The organism is Curvibacter sp. CHRR-16 (genome assembly GCF_018474005.1).
In the GTDB taxonomy this organism is placed as follows: domain Bacteria; phylum Pseudomonadota; class Gammaproteobacteria; order Burkholderiales; family Burkholderiaceae_C; genus Allorhodoferax.
The window spans coordinates 1-18129 of the sequence record NZ_JAHCSH010000008.1; the positions used below are offsets into that span (position 1 = coordinate 1).

The 18129-nt window shown below is 53.8% G+C and carries 14 protein-coding genes and 3 tRNA genes; all 17 read left to right on the forward strand.

From position 1 onward, the window contains the following. Positions 1–127, forward strand: a 127-nt coding sequence (locus tag KIK84_RS15395) for an EF-Tu C-terminal domain-related protein (RefSeq protein ID WP_445683271.1), incomplete at its 5' end; no start/stop codon positions are given. A gap of 9 nt (positions 128–136) precedes the next feature. Continuing rightward, positions 137–212 (forward strand) — tRNA-Trp (locus tag KIK84_RS15400). A gap of 74 nt (positions 213–286) precedes the next feature. Further along, complete coding sequence (secE, locus tag KIK84_RS15405) at positions 287–670, forward strand: preprotein translocase subunit SecE (RefSeq protein WP_214124012.1); 384 nt, start codon at positions 287–289, stop codon at positions 668–670. Then, a complete protein-coding gene (gene nusG / locus KIK84_RS15410) occupies positions 671–1270 on the forward strand; it encodes a transcription termination/antitermination protein NusG (RefSeq protein WP_214124014.1) in 600 nt (199 codons plus the stop codon). It abuts the gene before it with no gap. A gap of 105 nt (positions 1271–1375) precedes the next feature. Next, complete coding sequence (gene rplK, locus KIK84_RS15415) at positions 1376–1807, forward strand: 50S ribosomal protein L11 (protein ID WP_214124016.1); 432 nt, start codon at positions 1376–1378, stop codon at positions 1805–1807. A gap of 1 nt (position 1808) precedes the next feature. Next, positions 1809–2504 (forward strand): 50S ribosomal protein L1, encoded by a 696-nt coding sequence (gene rplA / locus KIK84_RS15420; RefSeq protein ID WP_214124018.1) that lies wholly within the window; start codon positions 1809–1811, stop codon positions 2502–2504. A 226-nt stretch (positions 2505–2730) separates the two neighbouring features. Beyond that, positions 2731–3231 (forward strand): 50S ribosomal protein L10, encoded by a 501-nt coding sequence (gene rplJ / locus KIK84_RS15425; protein ID WP_214124020.1) that lies wholly within the window; start codon positions 2731–2733, stop codon positions 3229–3231. 42 nt (positions 3232–3273) lie between these two features. Beyond that, positions 3274–3654, forward strand: a complete 381-nt coding sequence (gene rplL / locus KIK84_RS15430) for a 50S ribosomal protein L7/L12 (protein WP_214124021.1) — start codon at positions 3274–3276, stop codon at positions 3652–3654. Positions 3655–3912: 258 nt separating this feature from the next. Continuing rightward, positions 3913–8025, forward strand: coding sequence for a DNA-directed RNA polymerase subunit beta (gene rpoB / locus KIK84_RS15435; RefSeq protein WP_214124022.1), 4113 nt, complete (start codon positions 3913–3915; stop codon positions 8023–8025). Positions 8026–8048: 23 nt separating this feature from the next. Continuing rightward, positions 8049–12260, forward strand: coding sequence for a DNA-directed RNA polymerase subunit beta' (gene rpoC, locus KIK84_RS15440; protein WP_214124023.1), 4212 nt, complete (start codon positions 8049–8051; stop codon positions 12258–12260). 145 nt (positions 12261–12405) lie between these two features. Continuing rightward, entirely contained in the window at positions 12406–13716 is a 1311-nt protein-coding gene (rsmB, locus tag KIK84_RS15445; RefSeq protein ID WP_214124077.1) for a 16S rRNA (cytosine(967)-C(5))-methyltransferase RsmB, read from the forward strand. A 19-nt stretch (positions 13717–13735) separates the two neighbouring features. Continuing rightward, entirely contained in the window at positions 13736–14290 is a 555-nt protein-coding gene (locus tag KIK84_RS15450) for a DUF4390 domain-containing protein (protein WP_214124024.1), read from the forward strand. A gap of 5 nt (positions 14291–14295) precedes the next feature. After that, entirely contained in the window at positions 14296–16578 is a 2283-nt protein-coding gene (locus tag KIK84_RS15455; protein WP_214124025.1) for a sensor histidine kinase, read from the forward strand. Between the two features lie 16 nt (positions 16579–16594). Next, complete coding sequence (locus KIK84_RS15460) at positions 16595–17275, forward strand: response regulator (RefSeq protein WP_214124026.1); 681 nt, start codon at positions 16595–16597, stop codon at positions 17273–17275. 48 nt (positions 17276–17323) lie between these two features. Next, positions 17324–17399: transfer RNA gene (locus KIK84_RS15465), tRNA-Phe, on the forward strand. Positions 17400–17423: 24 nt separating this feature from the next. Continuing rightward, positions 17424–17499 (forward strand) — tRNA-Gly (locus KIK84_RS15470). After that, on the forward strand, positions 17499–18122 hold the full coding sequence (rfaH, locus tag KIK84_RS15475; RefSeq protein ID WP_250208032.1) for a transcription/translation regulatory transformer protein RfaH: 624 nt from the start codon (positions 17499–17501) through the stop codon (positions 18120–18122). The genes KIK84_RS15470 and rfaH overlap by 1 nt, the downstream gene beginning before the upstream one ends. The last annotated feature ends 7 nt before the right edge of the window (positions 18123–18129 follow it).

The following is an 18129-nucleotide window of genomic DNA, read 5'->3' on the forward strand; positions in this document are numbered from 1 at the left end:
TGGTGACAACGTCTCCATCACTGTGAAGCTGATCGCTCCTATCGCTATGGAAGAAGGTCTGCGTTTCGCTATCCGTGAAGGTGGCCGTACCGTGGGCGCTGGCGTGGTCGCCAAAATCATCGCTTAACAAGCTCGTAGGGGTATAGCTCAATTGGCAGAGCGTCGGTCTCCAAAACCGAAGGTTGTAGGTTCGATTCCTACTGCCCCTGCCACCTGGTTTGGCAAGCAATGAAAAGTAGGCCCGCTCAATGTAGCGGGCTTGTGCGTATTGAGAGATAAGCGTTTTATGGCATCAACACAAGTTCAAACAGTACATACCTCTGCAGACAAAGCCAAATTGGCGGCTGCAGTGTTGCTCGTGCTGGCGTCTGTTTTGGGCTTCTATTGGCTACCGCAGCAAGAAGTGTGGGCCAAGTGGGCTGTTTTGTTGGTGGGCCTAGTGTTGGCTGCTGCGGCGTTTTTCTGGACACCACAAGGTGGTGCTTTGATTGGTTTTGGTCGTGAGGCTTGGAAGGAGTTGCAAAAGGTCGTGTGGCCTGAGCGCAAAGAGGCCTTCATGATGACTGCTTATGTGTTCGGTTTTGTATTGTTGATGGCCATTTTTCTGTGGGCGTCTGACAAGACCCTAGAATGGTTGATTTACGACTTGATTCTGGGATGGAAGAAGTAAATGTCCGATCTGCTGAGTAACCAATCTACCGAGGCTGCACCGGCAGCCTCCTTGTCGTCTGTAAAAACTGATTTGCGCTGGTACGTTGTGCACGCCTATTCCGGAATGGAAAAGGCTGTAGAGCGCAATATTGCAGAACGTGTTGCTCGTTCGGGCATGCAAGACAAGTTCGGTCGCATTTTGGTGCCTATTGAAGAAGTTGTTGAAGTAAAGAATGGTCAGCGGCGTACGACTGAGCGCAAATTCTTCCCCGGCTATGTGTTAGTAGAAATGGTGATGGATGATGACACTTGGCACTTGGTGAAAAACACCAGCAAAGTGACGGGTTTTGTCGGTGGAGCCAAAAACCGCCCAGCACCAATTGCTGAATCTGAAGTCATGAAAATCATGAGTCAGATGCAAGAGGGTACGGATAAGCCCAAGCACAAGATTGAGTTTGTGATTGGTGAATTGGTGCGTGTCAAAGAAGGTCCATTCACGGACTTCAATGGCTCTGTAGAAGATGTCAACTACGAAAAAAGCAAGTTGCGCGTTTCGGTGACCATCTTTGGCCGTTCCACCCCTGTTGAGTTGGATTTCAGTCAGGTCGAAAAAACCTGATGCACAACCAGTCGTTTGGCGACTTAATGGGCTGGTTGTTGGTTTCAAAGTCGTAACCCCGGGGAGCTGAGTGTTGCTCAGCGCATGTACCCGCAAGGAGTGAAAATGGCAAAGAAGATTGTCGGCTTTATCAAGCTGCAAGTTCCCGCCGGTAAGGCAAACCCATCGCCACCAATCGGCCCAGCACTGGGCCAACGTGGCTTGAACATCATGGAATTCTGCAAAGCGTTCAACGCGCAGACCCAAGGTGTTGAGCCAGGCTTGCCTTTGCCTGTGGTGATCACTGCATTTGCAGACAAGAGCTTCACATTCGTTATCAAGACCCCCCCAGCAACCGTGCTGATCAAAAAAGCAATCAAGCTGGACAAGGGTTCTTCGCGTCCTCACGCTGAAAAAGTTGGCAAGATCACCCGCGCTCAGCTGGAAGAAATCGCCAAAACCAAGATGAAAGACATGACTGCGGCCGATCTGGATGCAGCAGTCCGTACCATCGCTGGTTCTGCCCGCTCCATGGGCGTGAACGTGGAAGGAGTCTGAGATGGCTAAGCTGACTAAAAAACAAAAAGCCCAACAAGGCAAGGTCGACAGCACCAAGCTGTACGCCCTCAATGAAGCCCTGACTTTGGTCAAAGAGTGCGCCAATGCCAAGTTCGATGAATCCATCGATGTGGCTGTGCAACTTGGTGTGGATGCTAAGAAATCTGACCAAGTGGTACGCGGTGCAGTTGTATTGCCCAACGGTACTGGCAAAACCAAGCGCGTAGCCGTGTTTGCACAAGGTGCTAAGGCAGAAGAAGCCAAGGCTGCTGGTGCAGATGTAGTAGGTATGGATGATTTGGCTGCCCAAGTCAAGGCTGGTGATATGCCTTTTGACATCGTCATCGCCGCTCCTGATGCCATGCGCATTGTGGGTACATTGGGCCAAATCTTGGGCCCACGTGGTCTGATGCCCAACCCCAAGGTTGGTACCGTAACTCCTGATGTGGCGACAGCGGTCAAAAACGCCAAGGCTGGTCAGGTTCAGTTCCGTGTTGACAAAGCCGGTATCGTGCACAGCACTATTGGCCGCCGTTCTTTCGATGCAACTCAGTTACAAGGTAACTTGGCTGCGCTGATTGAAGCTTTGAATAAGGCCAAGCCAGCATCGAGCAAGGGTCAATACCTTCGCAAGGTTGCTGTGTCCTCCACCATGGGTGTGGGCGTGCGTGTGGACGTTCAGTCCATCGGCGCTTAATAGGCACGAAGGCAAAGAATGAGAGGGCGTAAGCCCTCTGTGTGGTGGGCTGGCTGCCCCAAAGTGGCCAGGTCATCCAAGACCGTTGGTGCACGCAAGTGCTTAATCCATTCCAACGCAGATGGCGCACCCGCTGCCAATGGAATGCAAATTCTGTGAACAGTTGGTCGCTGAACATAGGCGCACCGTCTTGTTGAACAAGCGGTGCATTAACTAGGAGTAGAACTTGAGTTTGAATCGCAGTGAGAAAGAAGCGGTCATCAATGAGGTGTCCGGACTCGCCGCAAAAGCTCAAACGCTCGTGATTGCGGAATACCGTGGCATTACGGTGGCCGACATGACCAAGCTGCGCTCTACCGCTCGCAGTCAAGGTGTAAGCTTGAGTGTTCTAAAGAACACTCTGGCGCGCCGTGCTGTGACTGGTACCAGCTTTGACGTGGTGGCAGACCAAATGACCGGTCCGCTGATCTATGGCTTCTCTGAAGATGCGGTGGCTGCAGCTAAGGTTGTGGCTGACTTCGCAAAGACCAACGACAAATTGGTTATTCGCGCAGGCGCATACGGCGGAAAAGCTTTGGATGTGAACGGCGTGAAAGCATTGGCCAGCATTCCTTCCAAGGAAGTGTTGTTGTCCCAATTCTTGGGCTTGTTGCAATCCCCTGTCGCCCGTACCGCACGTGTACTGGCAGCCTTGGCCGAAAAACGCGGCGAGGCAGCTGCTGCCTAATTGGCCGCAGTACAACCATCAAAACAGAGTTAGGAATACAAAATGGCATTCGATAAAGACGCATTCTTGTCCGCTTTGGACACAATGACCGTATTGGAACTCAATGACCTGGTGAAGGCCATTGAAGAGAAATTTGGCGTGAGCGCTGCCGCTATGGCTGCTCCTGCTGCTGGTGGCGCTGCTGCTGGTGGCGCTGCTGCTGCTGAAGAAAAGACCGATTTCAACATCGTTCTGACTGACGCTGGCGCCAACAAGGTTTCCGTGATCAAGGCTGTGCGCGAAATCACCGGTCTGGGCTTGAAAGAAGCCAAGGATCTGGTGGACGGCGCTCCCAAGACCGTTAAGGAAGGCGTGGCCAAGGCTGACGCTGAAGCCGCCAAGAAGAAGCTGGAAGAAGCTGGCGCCAAGGTCGAACTCAAGTAATCGACTTTGTTCCCATGAGGCAGGGTGTCGAAAGGCTCCCTGCCTTTGCTGCTTGAAAGAGCACACCCGTGAGCGAATGGTGTTTCATTCACGAGTGTCTTCTGTCTAAGACTGCGGAAGATGCCTTGGTTCGGGCAAAGTGCAATGCTTTGCTGTCAGCCAGTGGTTGGTAGCGGCCAACCGCCAAGCCAGAGGGGCACACACCCTTCAGTCTGTTGTTCAGGGACCATCAGGGTTACTGTTTTGTCCGGAGATCGCATGGCTTATTCATACACCGAGCGCAAACGAATTCGCAAAAACTTTGGAAGTCGTGACAGCGTGCTAGAGATTCCTTATCTGCTGCAAATGCAGAAGGATGCATACACCACATTCCTGCAGGCAGACGTGCATCCACGCAAGCGCATTGCAGAAGGTTTGCAGGCAGCGTTCGAAGCGGCATTCCCCATCGTCTCGCACAACGGTTTTGTCGAGATGAAGTTTCTCGAATACAACTTGGCCAAGCCAGCGTTTGACGTACGTGAATGCCAAACCCGTGGTTTGACTTTTGCATCGGCGGTGCGTGCCAAGGTGCAGCTGATCATTTATGACCGCGAATCCTCCACCCCCCAAAACAAGGTGGTGAAGGAAGTGAAGGAGCAAGAGGTCTACATGGGCGAAGTGCCTTTGATGACCAACAAGGGCTCATTCATCATCAACGGTACCGAGCGCGTGATCGTGTCCCAGTTGCACCGCTCTCCCGGTGTCTTCTTCGAGCACGACAAGGGCAAGACCCACAGCTCGGGCAAATTGCTGTTTAGCGCCCGCATCATTCCTTACCGTGGCTCTTGGCTCGACTTTGAATTCGACCCCAAAGACCTGCTGTATTTCCGCGTGGATCGCCGTCGCAAGATGCCCGTCACGATTTTGTTGCGCGCCATTGGCCTGAACAACGAATCCATCTTGGCCAATTTCTTTGTCAATGACAATTTCCGCTTGATGGACAGCGGCGCCCAGATGGAGTTCGTGGGTGATCGTTTGCGTGGTGAAGTGGCGCGCTTTGACATCACCGACAAGTCCGGTAAGGTGATTGTTGCCAAAGACAAGCGCATCACAGCGCGTCACACGCGCGAGCTGGAGCAGTCGGGTGCAACCCACATCACAGTTCCCGAAGATTTCTTGATTGGCCGCGTTTTGGCGCGCAATATCGTCGATGGAGATACCGGTGAAATCGTGGCCAAAGCCAACGAGGAGTTGACGGAAGCGCTGCTGAAGAAGTTGCGCAGCGCAGGCATCAAGGAAATTCCTTGCCTGTACACCAACGAGTTGGATCAAGGCGCTTTCATTTCCCAGACGCTGCGTTTGGACGACACGGCTGACGAATTCGCCGCGCGCGTAGCCATCTACCGCATGATGCGTCCCGGTGAACCACCGACAGAAGATGCTGTGCAAGCCCTGTTCCAGCGCTTGTTCTACAACCCTGAGACCTACGATCTGTCGCGAGTTGGACGTATGAAGTTCAACGCCAAGATGGGGCGCACAGAGTCTACGGGCCCCATGGTCTTGACCAACGAAGACATTCTGGATGTGGTCAAGATGCTAGTGGACTTGCGCAATGGTCGCGGTGATGTCGACGATATCGACCACTTGGGTAACCGCCGTGTGCGCTGTGTCGGCGAATTGGCCGAAAACCAATTCCGCACTGGCTTGGCGCGCATCGAAAAGGCTGTGAAGGAACGCTTGGGTCAAGCTGAGCAAGAGCCTTTGATGCCGCATGACCTGATCAACTCCAAGCCCATTTCTGCGGCTTTGAAGGAGTTTTTCGGTGCATCGCAGTTGTCCCAGTTCATGGACCAAACCAACCCGCTGGCCGAAATCACGCACAAGCGCCGTGTATCCGCATTGGGCCCAGGTGGTTTGACCCGCGAGCGTGCTGGCTTTGAAGTGCGTGACGTGCACGTGACCCACTACGGTCGCGTGTGCCCGATCGAAACCCCTGAAGGTCCAAACATTGGTTTGATCAACTCCTTGGCGCTGTACGCCCGCTTGAACGAGTACGGTTTCATCGAAACCCCCTACCGTCGCGTGCTGGATAGCAAGGTGACTGATCAAATTGATTACCTGTCTGCAATCGAAGAAGGCAAGTACGTGATCGCCCAGGCCAACGCGGCTTTGGATGATGCAGGTAAGCTCACCGGCGATTTGGTGTCAGCGCGTGAAAAGGGTGAATCCATTTTGGTTAGCCCAGACCGTATCCAGTACATGGACGTATCACCTGCGCAGATCGTCTCGGTGGCTGCTTCCTTGGTTCCGTTCTTGGAGCATGATGACGCGAACCGTGCGCTGATGGGGGCTAACATGTCCCGTCAAGCGGTGCCAGTACTGCGTCCTGAAAAGCCGATGGTCGGCACTGGCATCGAGCGCGTAGCCGCTGTCGACTCCGGCACTGTGGTAACTGCCTTGCGCGGCGGTATTGTTGACTACGTGGATGCCACCCGTATTGTGGTGCGAGTGAATGATGCTGAGACTGTGGCGGGTGAAGTGGGGGTGGACATCTACAACCTGATCAAGTACCAGCGTTCCAACCAAAACACCAACATCCATCAGCGTCCTATTGTTAAGCGTGGTGACACCTTGGCCAAGGGTGACGTGATTGCCGACGGTGCATCAACCGATTTGGGTGAAATTGCGATTGGTCAGAATATGCTGATCGCCTTCATGCCTTGGAACGGCTACAACTTCGAAGATTCGATTTTGATCAGCGAGCGCGTGGTGGCCGAAGACCGCTACACCTCCATCCACATCGAAGAACTCGTGGTCATGGCGCGTGATACCAAGTTGGGCGCGGAAGAAATCACACGTGACATCCCGAACCTGAGCGAGCAACAGCTCAACCGTTTGGACGAGTCCGGCATCATCTATGTGGGCGCGGAAGTGCAACCCGGTGATACGCTGGTGGGTAAAGTCACCCCTAAAGGTGAAACCACTCTCACACCAGAGGAAAAGCTGCTGCGAGCCATCTTCGGTGAGAAGGCTTCCGATGTGAAGGACACCTCGCTGCGTGTGGATCAAGGTTCACAAGGAACTGTGATCGACGTGCAAGTGTTCACCCGCGAGGGCATCCAGCGCGACAAGCGTGCGCAACAGATCATCGACGATGAACTCAAGCGTTTCCGTCTCGATCTGAATGACCAGCTGCGTATCGTGGAGTCCGATGCGTTTGACCGTATCGAAAAGCTCTTAATCGGTCGTGTGGCCAATGGCGGCCCCAACAAGCTGGCTAAAGGCACCAAGCTTGACAAGGCGTACCTGCAATCCGTGGACAAGTTCCACTGGTTTGACATCCGTCCAGCCGAAGAAGAAGTGGCAACCCAGTTAGAGTCCATCAAGAACTCGCTGGAGCAAACCCGCCACAGCTTCGATTTGGCTTTCGAAGAAAAGCGCAAGAAGCTGACACAGGGCGATGAGCTGCCAGCAGGCGTGCTCAAGATGGTCAAGGTGTACATCGCTGTCAAGCGTCGCCTGCAGCCTGGTGACAAGATGGCAGGTCGCCACGGTAACAAGGGCGTGGTCTCTAAGATCACTCCAGTGGAAGACATGCCTTACTTGGCCGATGGCACGCCTGTGGACATCGTGCTCAACCCGCTGGGTGTGCCGTCTCGTATGAACATCGGACAGGTGCTGGAAGTGCACTTGGGATGGGCTGGTAAAGGTCTGGGCCAACGCATTGGTGACATGCTTCAACGCGAAGCAGCTACTGCAGAGATTCGCTCTTTCATGGAGAAGATCTACAACGGCACCGGCCGCAAGGAAGACCTCAAGCAGTTGTCCGATGATGAAGTCCGCGCCATGGCCCAAGAGTTGACGAATGGCGTGCCATTTGCTTCTCCCGTGTTTGATGGTGCTTCTGAAAAAGAAATCGGTGACATGCTGCAATTGGCGTATCCCGACGATGTTGCCAAGGCCAAGGGCCTGACTGCCACGCGCACCCAAGCGCAGTTGTACGATGGTCGCACTGGCGATGCATTCGAGCGCACAACCACCGTCGGGTACATGCACTACCTGAAACTGCACCACTTGGTGGACGACAAAATGCACGCCCGGTCTACGGGACCCTACAGCTTGGTTACTCAGCAACCGCTGGGTGGTAAGGCGCAGTTCGGTGGTCAGCGTTTCGGGGAAATGGAAGTGTGGGCACTCGAAGCCTACGGCGCTTCCTACATCCTGCAAGAAATGCTCACTGTCAAGTCCGACGACGTTCAAGGCCGTACCAAGGTGTACGAGAGCATCGTCAAGGGTGAGCACTCCATCGAAGCTGGTATGCCAGAGTCGTTTAACGTGTTGGTCAAGGAAATCCGTTCCTTGGGCATCGACATTGAGCTGGATCGCTCTTAATCGTATTGAAGGGAAAGAGTCACATGAAATCTTTGCTCGACCTGTTCAAACAGTTCACTCCCGATGAGCATTTCGATGCCATCAAGATCGGTATGGCTTCGCCCGAGAAGATCCGCAGCTGGTCTTTTGGCGAAGTGAAAAAACCCGAAACCATCAACTACCGTACCTTCAAACCTGAGCGTGACGGTTTGTTCTGCGCCAAGATCTTTGGTCCTATCAAGGACTACGAATGCTTGTGCGGCAAGTACAAACGCCTCAAGCACCGCGGTGTTATCTGCGAGAAGTGCGGTGTGGAGGTGACCCAGACTAAAGTGCGCCGTGAGCGCATGGGTCACATCGATCTGGCTGCTCCATGCGCCCACATCTGGTTCCTGAAGTCGCTGCCAAGCCGTTTGGGTTTGGTGCTGGACATGACTTTGCGTGACATCGAGCGCGTGCTGTACTTTGAAGCATATGTAGTGACCGATCCCGGCATGACTCCGCTCAAGAAGTTCAGCATCATGTCCGAGGACGATTTCGACGCCAAATTCCGCGAATACGGCGACGAATTCCAAGCCAAAATGGGCGCCGAAGGCATCAAGGAGTTGCTGCAAGGCATTGATATCGACTCCGAAATCGAACGCCTGCGCAATGACCTGACAGGCTCTGAGCTCAAGGTCAAGAAAAACAGCAAGCGCCTCAAAGTGCTGGAAGCGTTCAAGAAGTCCGGCATCAAGCCCGAATGGATGATTCTGGACGTACTGCCCGTATTACCACCGGATCTGCGTCCGCTCGTTCCTCTGGATGGTGGTCGCTTCGCCACTTCCGACCTGAACGATCTGTACCGCCGCGTGATCAACCGCAACAGTCGTCTGCGCCGTTTGCTCGAGTTGAAGGCCCCCGAAATCATTGCCCGCAACGAAAAGCGCATGTTGCAAGAAGCCGTGGACAGCTTGCTGGACAACGGCCGTCGCGGCAAGGCCATGACTGGGGCCAACAAGCGTGCGCTCAAGTCTTTGGCTGACATGATCAAGGGCAAGAGCGGTCGTTTCCGTCAGAACTTGCTGGGCAAGCGCGTGGACTACTCCGGTCGTTCCGTGATTACCGTGGGTCCCACACTGAAGCTGCACCAATGCGGTCTGCCCAAGTTGATGGCACTGGAATTGTTCAAGCCCTTCATCTTCGCCAAACTGGAGACTATGGGTATTGCCACCACCATCAAGGCTGCCAAGAAAGAAGTGGAAGCTGGTACACCCGTGGTGTGGGATATTTTGGAAGAGGTCATCAAAGAGCACCCAGTGATGCTCAACCGTGCGCCTACGCTGCACCGTTTGGGCATCCAAGCGTTTGAGCCCATCCTGATTGAAGGCAAGGCTATCCAGTTGCATCCGCTCGTTTGCTCTGCGTTCAACGCCGACTTCGACGGTGACCAGATGGCTGTTCACGTACCTCTGTCTGTGGAAGCGCAGATGGAAGCCCGTGCTCTGATGATGGCCTCCAACAACGTGCTGTTCCCTGCCAACGGCGAGCCCTCCATCGTGCCTTCTCAGGACGTGGTGCTGGGCTTGTACTACGCTACCCGTGAAAAAATCAACGGTAAGGGCGAAGGTTTGGTGTTTGCGGACACTGCTGAGTTGCAACGCGCTCTGGACGCCCGTGAAGTCGAGTTGAACAGTCGCATCAACGTGCGTCTGACCGAGTGGGTTAAGAGTAAAGAAGACGGCGAATTCACGCCGGTGACCAAACTGTGGGAAACCACCGTCGGTCGCGCTTTGTTGTCCGAAATCCTGCCCAAGGGTCTGCCTTTCAGCAACCTGAACAAGGCGCTCAAGAAAAAGGAAATTTCCAAACTGATCAACGTGTCTTTCCGCAAGTGCGGTTTGAAGGCCACGGTGGTGTTTGCGGACAAGCTGCTGCAGTCGGGTTTCCGTTTGGCAACGCGCGCGGGTATCTCTATCTGTATCGACGACATGTTGGTGCCGCAAGAGAAGCAAAACATCATTGAACGCTCGCAAACCGAAGTGAAGGAAATCGAGCAGCAGTACGTTTCCGGTTTGGTGACAGCCGGCGAGCGTTACAACAAGGTGGTGGACATCTGGGGCAAGTCGGCTGACGAAGTGTCCAAGGTGATGATGGCCCGTCTGTCCAAAGAGCCTGTTCTTGATCGCAATGGCAAGGAAGTGCAGCAAGAGTCCTTCAACTCCATCTATATGATGGCTGACTCCGGTGCCCGTGGTTCTGCAGCCCAGATCCGCCAGGTGGCCGGTATGCGCGGTCTGATGGCTAAGCCAGACGGCTCGATTATTGAAACGCCGATTACTGCGAACTTCCGCGAAGGTCTGAACGTGTTGGAGTACTTCATCTCCACACACGGTGCCCGTAAGGGTCTGGCCGATACGGCCTTGAAGACAGCGAACTCCGGTTACCTGACCCGTCGTCTGGTCGATGTGACGCAAGACTTGGTGGTCACGGAGCAAGATTGCGGCACCTCCAATGGCTCGCTGATGCGCGCTATCGTTGAAGGCGGTGAAGTGATCGAGTCTCTGCGCGAACGTATTTTGGGTCGTACAGCCGCTGAAGATGTGCTGCACCCCGAAAACCAAGCGGTATTGGTCAAGGCTGGCGAGATGCTGGAAGAGGACCAAATCGAAGAGCTCGAAGCCGCTGGTGTGGACGAGGTCAAGGTGCGTACATCGCTCACTTGCGACACCCGTTTCGGTATTTGCGCCAAGTGCTATGGCCGCGATTTGGGCCGCGGTGGTTTGATCAACCAAGGCGAAGCCGTGGGTGTGATCGCTGCCCAGTCCATCGGTGAACCTGGTACCCAGCTGACCATGCGTACATTCCACATTGGTGGCGCGGCTTCGCGTGCAGCCATTGCATCCAGTGTGGAAGCCAAGTCCAACGGTGTCATTGGTTTCAACGCCACCATGCGTTATGTGACCAATAGCAAGGGCGAACTGGTGGTGATCTCCCGCTCCGGCGAAGTCATCATCCACGACGAGCATGGTCGTGAGCGTGAACGCCATAAAGTACCTTATGGTGCAGTGCTGACCGTCAAGGCAGATCAAACCATCAAGGCAGGTACCGTGCTGGCCAATTGGGATCCATTGACTCGCCCGATCATCACCGAGTTCGCTGGACAGGTGAAATTCGAGAACGTGGAAGAGGGTTTGACCGTTGCCAAGCAAGTGGACGAAGTTACTGGCTTGTCTACTCTGGTGGTTATCGATCCGAAGCGCCGTGGCTCAGCCAAGGTGGTACGTCCCCAAGTCAAACTGGTGGATGCTTCCGGTCAAGAAGTCAAGATTCCTGGTACGGACCACTCGGTAACCATTGGTTTCCCAATCGGAGCCTTGGTGCAGGTGCGTGATGGCCAAGACGTGGGGCCTGGCGAAGTGCTGGCTCGTATCCCAATCGAAGGCCAGAAGACTCGCGACATTACCGGTGGTCTGCCTCGCGTGGCCGAGCTGTTCGAAGCCCGTTCGCCCAAGGACAAGGGTGTGCTGGCTGAAATGACCGGAACGATTTCGTTTGGCAAGGAAACCAAGGGCAAGATTCGCTTGCAAATCACCGATCCAGAAGGTCGCGTCTGGGAAGAGCTGGTGCCCAAGGAAAAGAACATCTTGGTGCACGAAGGCCAGGTGGTCAACAAGGGTGAGTCCGTGGTGGACGGCCCAGCCGATCCGCAAGACATCTTGCGTTTGCTGGGCATGGAAGAGCTGGCTCGCTACATCGTCGACGAAGTGCAGGACGTGTACCGCTTGCAAGGCGTGAAGATCAACGACAAGCACATTGAAGTGATTGTTCGCCAGATGTTGCGCCGTGTGGTGGTCGAAAACACCGGTGATTCCAACTACATCGCTGGCGAGCAAGTCGAGCGCTCTGAAATCCTCAACACCAACGATGCGTTGCGTGCAGAGGGCAAAACGCCAGCGACTTACTCCAACCTGCTGTTGGGTATTACCAAGGCTTCCTTGTCGACCGACAGCTTCATCAGCGCGGCTTCCTTCCAGGAAACCACCCGCGTGCTGACGGAGGCTGCCATCATGGGCAAGACCGACGAGCTGCGTGGCTTGAAGGAAAACGTGATCGTGGGTCGCTTGATTCCTGCTGGTACCGGTTTGGCTTACCACGATGCCCGTAAGGCGCGTGAGTCCATGGACGATGCAGAGCGCCGTGCCATTGCTGATGCAGAAGCGGCCGAGTTGAGCCACTCAGCAGCCTTGGCTGATGACAGTGACGCGGCTGAGTAAGTACCAATCCACTGGCCTTGGCTAAGGCCAGTGTGAACCAGATCATCCCCAAGTTGTTTGCGCGACTTGGGGATTTTTTTATAAGACGCCCTTTGTTGTCACTATGAACCAGTCCGACATACCAAGCATGCTTACCGTTTCACGCATGCACGCGCCCGCCCTATCCGTGCAATTGAACGTTGTGGTTAATGTGCTATTGCAAGTGCGTGCGGGTACCTCAGGTCGTGAAGCACTTGACGGCGTGTCTGCAGATCTAAGGCCGGGTGTCCAAGCCTTGGTATTTACAGTGTGGCGATATTGGGCACGTGGTCAATTTGTACTGCGTCAGTTGGCAAGTAAGCAACCCAAACCAGCGGTGCGTGCTTTGTTGGAGGCAGTCTTGTCTTTGCTGACTGCCGACGACGGAATGCCATACCCGGCGTTTACCTTGGTGAACCAAGCCGTACTTGCGAGTAAACAGCATCCGCATATGCGGGGAGCCAGCAGTTTTGTGAATGCATGCTTGCGAAACTATTTGCGCCAAGCTGAGGCATTGGAAGACTTGTGGCGTGCGGATGAAGAAGCGTTGTGGAACTTTCCGCGTTGGTGGATTGCTCGGGTGCGCCAAGACCACCCCACGCAGTGGCAGCAAATACTGCAAGCGAGTAATCAGCAAGCACCGCTCACGCTGCGTGTCAACGCACGGTGGGGTACTGCTGCCACTTATGCGCATCAGATGGCCAAGCCCTGCCGTTTGGTGGCGCACAACGGTGTGCAGTTGGATCAGGCCCAAAGTGTTCCCCAACTGCCGGGCTATGCAGCAGGAAGCATTTCAGTACAGGACGCTGCAGCCCAGTTGGCCGCCCCCTTGCTTTGGCAAGCCAGCACACAGAGCGGTGCTCGCCCTGTGCGGGTGCTGGATGCCTGTGCAGCCCCAGGAGGAAAGACGGGGCATTTGCTGGAGTTGGGGGCAACATCCGTGGTGGCTTTAGAAAAAGATGCGAAGCGAGCTCGGCGCATTGGTGAAAATTTGCAGCGCTTGGGCATGCAAGCACAGGTGGTGGTGGCCGATGCAAGCAATCCCGCTGCATGGTGGGATGGACAGTTTTTTGATGCCATCTTATTGGATGCACCATGTTCGGCGGCCGGCATCGTGCGTCGCCACCCGGATATTCGCTGGCTACGCCGAGAAGAAGATATTGCCGCGCTGGCAGAACTGCAGCGTCGCATATTGCACGCGTTGTGGAAAGTTCTCAAACCATCAGGGCATCTGTTGTACGCCACATGCTCTTTATTCCGTCAAGAAGGAGAGGACACCATACAATGGTTCACGCAAGCCATGCCTGATGCGGTGCGACTGCCGGCTCCCGGGCATATGCTGCCGCAGTTGCCAGGCGCTTCTGGTACGTGGAACAACATGGATTTGGGTGCCCATGATGGGTTTTATTACGCACTACTGGCAAAAAATGCGCATTGAGTGGCGGTGTTTTCTTGCCATGGTTCTGTTGACCATGCCGTTCTTGGCTTGGGCTCAAGTGCGTTCGGATGTCACTACTACCGAAGTGCACCGCGATGCCAACGGCATCACGTTGTCTATGACCGTGAGTTTTGACATCCCTAATGCTTTGCAAGAAGCGTTGCAAAAAGGGGTTCCATTGAGTTTTGTCGTGCAGGCTGACTTGGTACGACAGCGTTGGTACTGGTTTGACAAAGTGGTGACCAGCAATGCACGCCAATACCGATTGAGTTATTTGCCCTTAAGCCGTGTTTGGCGTTTGGCCATTGGCAAACCCGGCAGTGCTGCCAATTTGGCATTGAACCAAAATTACCAAGAGCTCGATGAGGCGCTTGCTGCCATACGGCGTATCGCTGGTTGGAGTGTATTTGCTGCCGATGAGTTGGATCCCAATCAGGCATACCGACTCAACGTTCGCTTTGCATTGGATGCAACACAGCTGCCGCGACCTTTTCAAATATCGATTGCTGGAGAGCCTGACTGGAATATCAGCTTTGAGCGCACCTTGGCAATAGAAGCCGAAAAAGCCAAATAAGCGCTATGCAACAAGACGGCCTTTTTTTCTCTGGCAAGGCGCGCTATTTGGCCTACGTGGTGCTGCTGGTGATTGGCAGCTTGTCATTTTTGCTGTTTCTCATGCTGATGGAGGCAACAGGCAATGACAGTTTGTTTGAACGCAATTACCAGTTGCTTTTTGTCGCCAATACCAGCATTGCAGCTTTACTAGGCGGGCTGATTCTGTTCTCTGGGTGGCGGCTCTGGCTGCGCTTGCGCCAAGGTCGCTTTGGCAGCCGATTGCTGTTGAAACTGGCAATGGTGTTTGCGTTGGTGGGGGTTGTGCCAGGACTCATCATTTATGTGGTCTCCTTTCAGTTTGTGTCGCGCTCAATTGAGACGTGGTTTGACGTCAAGGTGGAGCGAGCTTTGGATGCAGGCTTGAATTTGGGGCGTTCTGCATTGGAGGTAGTGCAGCAGCAGGTTGAGGGGCAAGTACGTCAAGCTGTACAAGCACAATTCAACAACTGGGGGGTGGACGATGCACCTTCCACGCTAAGTAAATTGGCCGATCAGTTGGAACTCAGCCAAATGCAGATCATCGCGTCCAATGGGCGTGTGGTTAATAGCGTAGCCAGGGATGCGTTGTCATTGGCACACGGCATATTGCCAAGCAGCGCCCAAATAAAACAGGCACGACGAAACAAGTCCAGCACGTGGTTTGTGGGCTTGGAGGATGCCGCAGATGGTGTGGCTGCATCGCCCCAAGTGGCGGTACTGGTGGCCCTGCCAACCATATCTTGGCAGCTTTCGGCAGAGGAGCGCTATGTTTTGGTGCTAAAGCCGCTACCTAAAAGTTTGGTGACCAATGCACTTGCGGTGGAAGTGGCAAATCGGGAGTATCAAGAAAAAGCGCTAGCACGCAAGGGCTTGCAACGCATGTACATCGGTACTTTGACTTTGAGTCTATTCTTGGCTGTCTTCAGTGCCATCATGTTCGCCATTTTGTTGAGCAACCAAATTGCCAAGCCATTGCTTCTTTTGACAGAGGGTGTCAACCAAGTGGCAGCTGGCGATTTAACGCCCAAGTTGATCCTGCCTGGCAAAGATGAGTTAGGTGGGCTTACCCGAGCATTTGCGTCTATGACGGAGCAATTGGCCGAGGCGCGGGCCACGGTAGAGCAAAGCATTGCTGAACTGGACAAAGAGAAAAACAGCATCCAGACAATCATTGATAGTTTGAGTGCTGGCATCATCGTGTTGGATGAAGCTGGCGTGGTACGCAATATCAATCCCAGTTTGGGTAAAGTTCTGGCCCAAGATGTAACGCATGGCATTGGCCAAACTATGGCGCAAGTACCGGAATTGCAGGTATTGGCAGGCGTGGCTGAAGAAGGCTTTTACGAGTTGTTTGAAATGGGTTCCAGCCCGCGCCAGTATTGGCAGAAAACGTTGGAATCGGATCAGTATGCGGGCGTTGATAAACCGGCCTTTGCCAAGCATGCCACCTTGATGTTGCGTGGTGCGTTTTTGCCAGCGGGGGGGCGATTGTTGGTGGTGGATGACATCACGCAGGTGGTGTCCGCGCAGCGTGCCCAGGCTTGGGGGGAGGTCGCAAGACGGTTGGCACACGAAATCAAGAATCCGCTTACACCTATCCAGTTGTCAGCAGAGCGGCTGGAGCGTAAGCTAACTGGCACGGTTAGTCCCGAACAGCAACAGTTAGTGAGTAAGTCGGTGCGAACCATTGTGGAGCAGGTAGCCGCCATGCAGCGTTTGGTCGATGAGTTTCGTGATTTTTCTCGCATGCCTACAGCTCAGAAAGAGCCAACTGATATCAATCGTTTGGTTTTGGACATCGCTGAGTTCTATGAAAGTAGCCCAGATGTTGGTTTGGTGCTGCAGTTGGATGAAACAAACCCGGTTGTTGCACTCGATTCGGGGCAGATTCGGCAAGTTCTCCACAACTTGATACAAAATGCGCAAGATGCAGTGACGGAGGTCAAACCTGACGATGGTGGTGAAACTACCAAAAAACGAATTTGGGTTACTACTGCCGTCAGTGCATCAGGTAGCAAAGTCCGTTTGCGCATTGGCGATGAAGGACCTGGTTTTCCGGATTTCATTCTGAATCGTGCTTTTGAACCGTATGTCACAACCAAAACCAAGGGAACCGGTTTGGGTTTGGCTGTGGTGAAAAAAATTGCCGATGAGCATGGCGCACGGGTGGAGCTAGGCAATAGGGTGGAAGATGGAAAAGTGATAGGGGCCATGGTCTCCTTGTCCTTTCCACTCCAAGCGGAAGGTGTTGTGGTAAGCCCAGCATAGAGAGAAGAGAATAGCAATGGCAAACATCTTGGTGGTTGATGACGAGCACGGCATTCGCGAGTTGCTCTGGGAGATATTGAACGACGAAGGCCACGCCGTAGAGTTGGCAGAGAATGCGGCCCAAGCGCGTGCTTGCCGAAGTAAAGAGGTGCCGGATTTGGTGTTGCTCGATATATGGATGCCCGACACCGATGGCGTGACATTGCTCAAGGAGTGGGCTAGCAATGGACAGTTGACCATGCCGGTCATCATGATGAGTGGGCATGCCACCATAGAGACAGCGGTAGAAGCTACTAAGATAGGTGCGCTTGGCTTTTTAGAAAAACCGATCACGATGCAAAAGTTGCTCAAAGCGGTTGAGCAGAGTCTGATAAAGGTGGCACCGAAGATAGAAGCCAAGTTTCCCAGTTCGATGGTTACGGCAGTTGCGATGCCTGTTGGGGTAGTGGGTGTAGAAGCCCGCACGTTGATGGCCTCTCAGCCTGCAGGGGAACAGGTTTTTCGTTTTGACAAACCCTTGCGCGATGCGCGTGATGAGTTTGAGAAAGCATATTTTGAATTCCATTTGGCGCGTGAAGCTGGCTCTATGACGCGGGTAGCGGAAAAAACTGGGCTTGAGCGCACCCACTTGTATCGCAAGCTCAAGCAGCTAGGCGTGGATTTGTCGAAATCCAAAAAGACAGCTTTAGAACGGTGATGTTTTCTTAAAAAGCATAAAAACCCGTGCTACAATCTCATTTCTTTAGGCCCGGTAGCTCAGTCGGTAGAGCAGAGGATTGAAAATCCTTGTGTCGGTGGTTCGATTCCGCCCCAGGCCACCAAAGGCTTGCGTAAGCAAGCACCATGCGGGATTAGCTCAGTTGGTAGAGCGATACCTTGCCAAGGTATAGGTCGAGAGTTCGAGCCTCTTATCCCGCTCCATGGATTCGGTCAAAAGGCCCATCGTAAACGATGGGCCTTTTTTTTGGTCAAGTGAATCTAGGTGCGCTAACATTGCGCTCACTATGGGCAGCGATAGCGTTGTTGTCAGCGCAATAGGAGGCGATATGGACTGGTATCTGGTGCAAACTAAACCGCGTCAAGAAAAAGTAGCGCGGCAGAATTTGGAGCGCCAACGGTACGAGTGCTATTTGCCCATGTTCAGTATGCAAAAAATTCGCCGCAATACAGTGACCGATGTGTGCGAGCCATTGTTCCCACGCTATTTGTTCATAAAGTTGGGGGATGGTATGGGGGATAAGGGGTGGTCACCTATTCGTTCCACCCTGGGGGTGAGCAAATTGGTTTGTTTTGGTACCCAACCGGCTAAGGTTACTGCTGCCTTGGTGGATTCCATACGACAGCGTGAGCAACAAGCGGCAGGTAAGGTGGCTACGCTTTTTCAGGCTGGACAGAAAGTGCAAATTACCGACAGCGCTTTTGCAGGGATTGAGGGCATTTTCCAGACAACCGACAGTGAGCGGCGGGTGTTGGTACTCATTGAGATGATGAGTAAACCTGTTGTGGTGGCGCTGGACCCTACAGCTGTGCGCAAGGCCAGCTAATTCGCTA

Bases quoted from the DNA above. Each gene is read 5' to 3' on its own strand.
- rplA (WP_214124018.1), top strand. From the start codon at position 1,809: ATGGCTAAGCTGACTAAAAAACAAAAAGCCCAACAAGGCAAGGTCGAC.
- rpoC (WP_214124023.1), top strand. From the start codon at position 8,049: ATGAAATCTTTGCTCGACCTGTTCAAACAGTTCACTCCCGATGAGCAT.
- KIK84_RS15450 (WP_214124024.1), top strand. From the start codon at position 13,736: ATGGTTCTGTTGACCATGCCGTTCTTGGCTTGGGCTCAAGTGCGTTCG.
- rplL (WP_214124021.1), top strand. From the start codon at position 3,274: ATGGCATTCGATAAAGACGCATTCTTGTCCGCTTTGGACACAATGACC.
- rpoB (WP_214124022.1), top strand. From the start codon at position 3,913: ATGGCTTATTCATACACCGAGCGCAAACGAATTCGCAAAAACTTTGGA.
- rfaH (WP_250208032.1), top strand. From the start codon at position 17,499: ATGGATTCGGTCAAAAGGCCCATCGTAAACGATGGGCCTTTTTTTTGG.
- secE (WP_214124012.1), top strand. From the start codon at position 287: ATGGCATCAACACAAGTTCAAACAGTACATACCTCTGCAGACAAAGCC.
- KIK84_RS15460 (WP_214124026.1), top strand. From the start codon at position 16,595: ATGGCAAACATCTTGGTGGTTGATGACGAGCACGGCATTCGCGAGTTG.
- nusG (WP_214124014.1), top strand. From the start codon at position 671: ATGTCCGATCTGCTGAGTAACCAATCTACCGAGGCTGCACCGGCAGCC.
- rplK (WP_214124016.1), top strand. From the start codon at position 1,376: ATGGCAAAGAAGATTGTCGGCTTTATCAAGCTGCAAGTTCCCGCCGGT.
- rsmB (WP_214124077.1), top strand. From the start codon at position 12,406: ATGCACGCGCCCGCCCTATCCGTGCAATTGAACGTTGTGGTTAATGTG.
- KIK84_RS15455 (WP_214124025.1), top strand. From the start codon at position 14,296: ATGCAACAAGACGGCCTTTTTTTCTCTGGCAAGGCGCGCTATTTGGCC.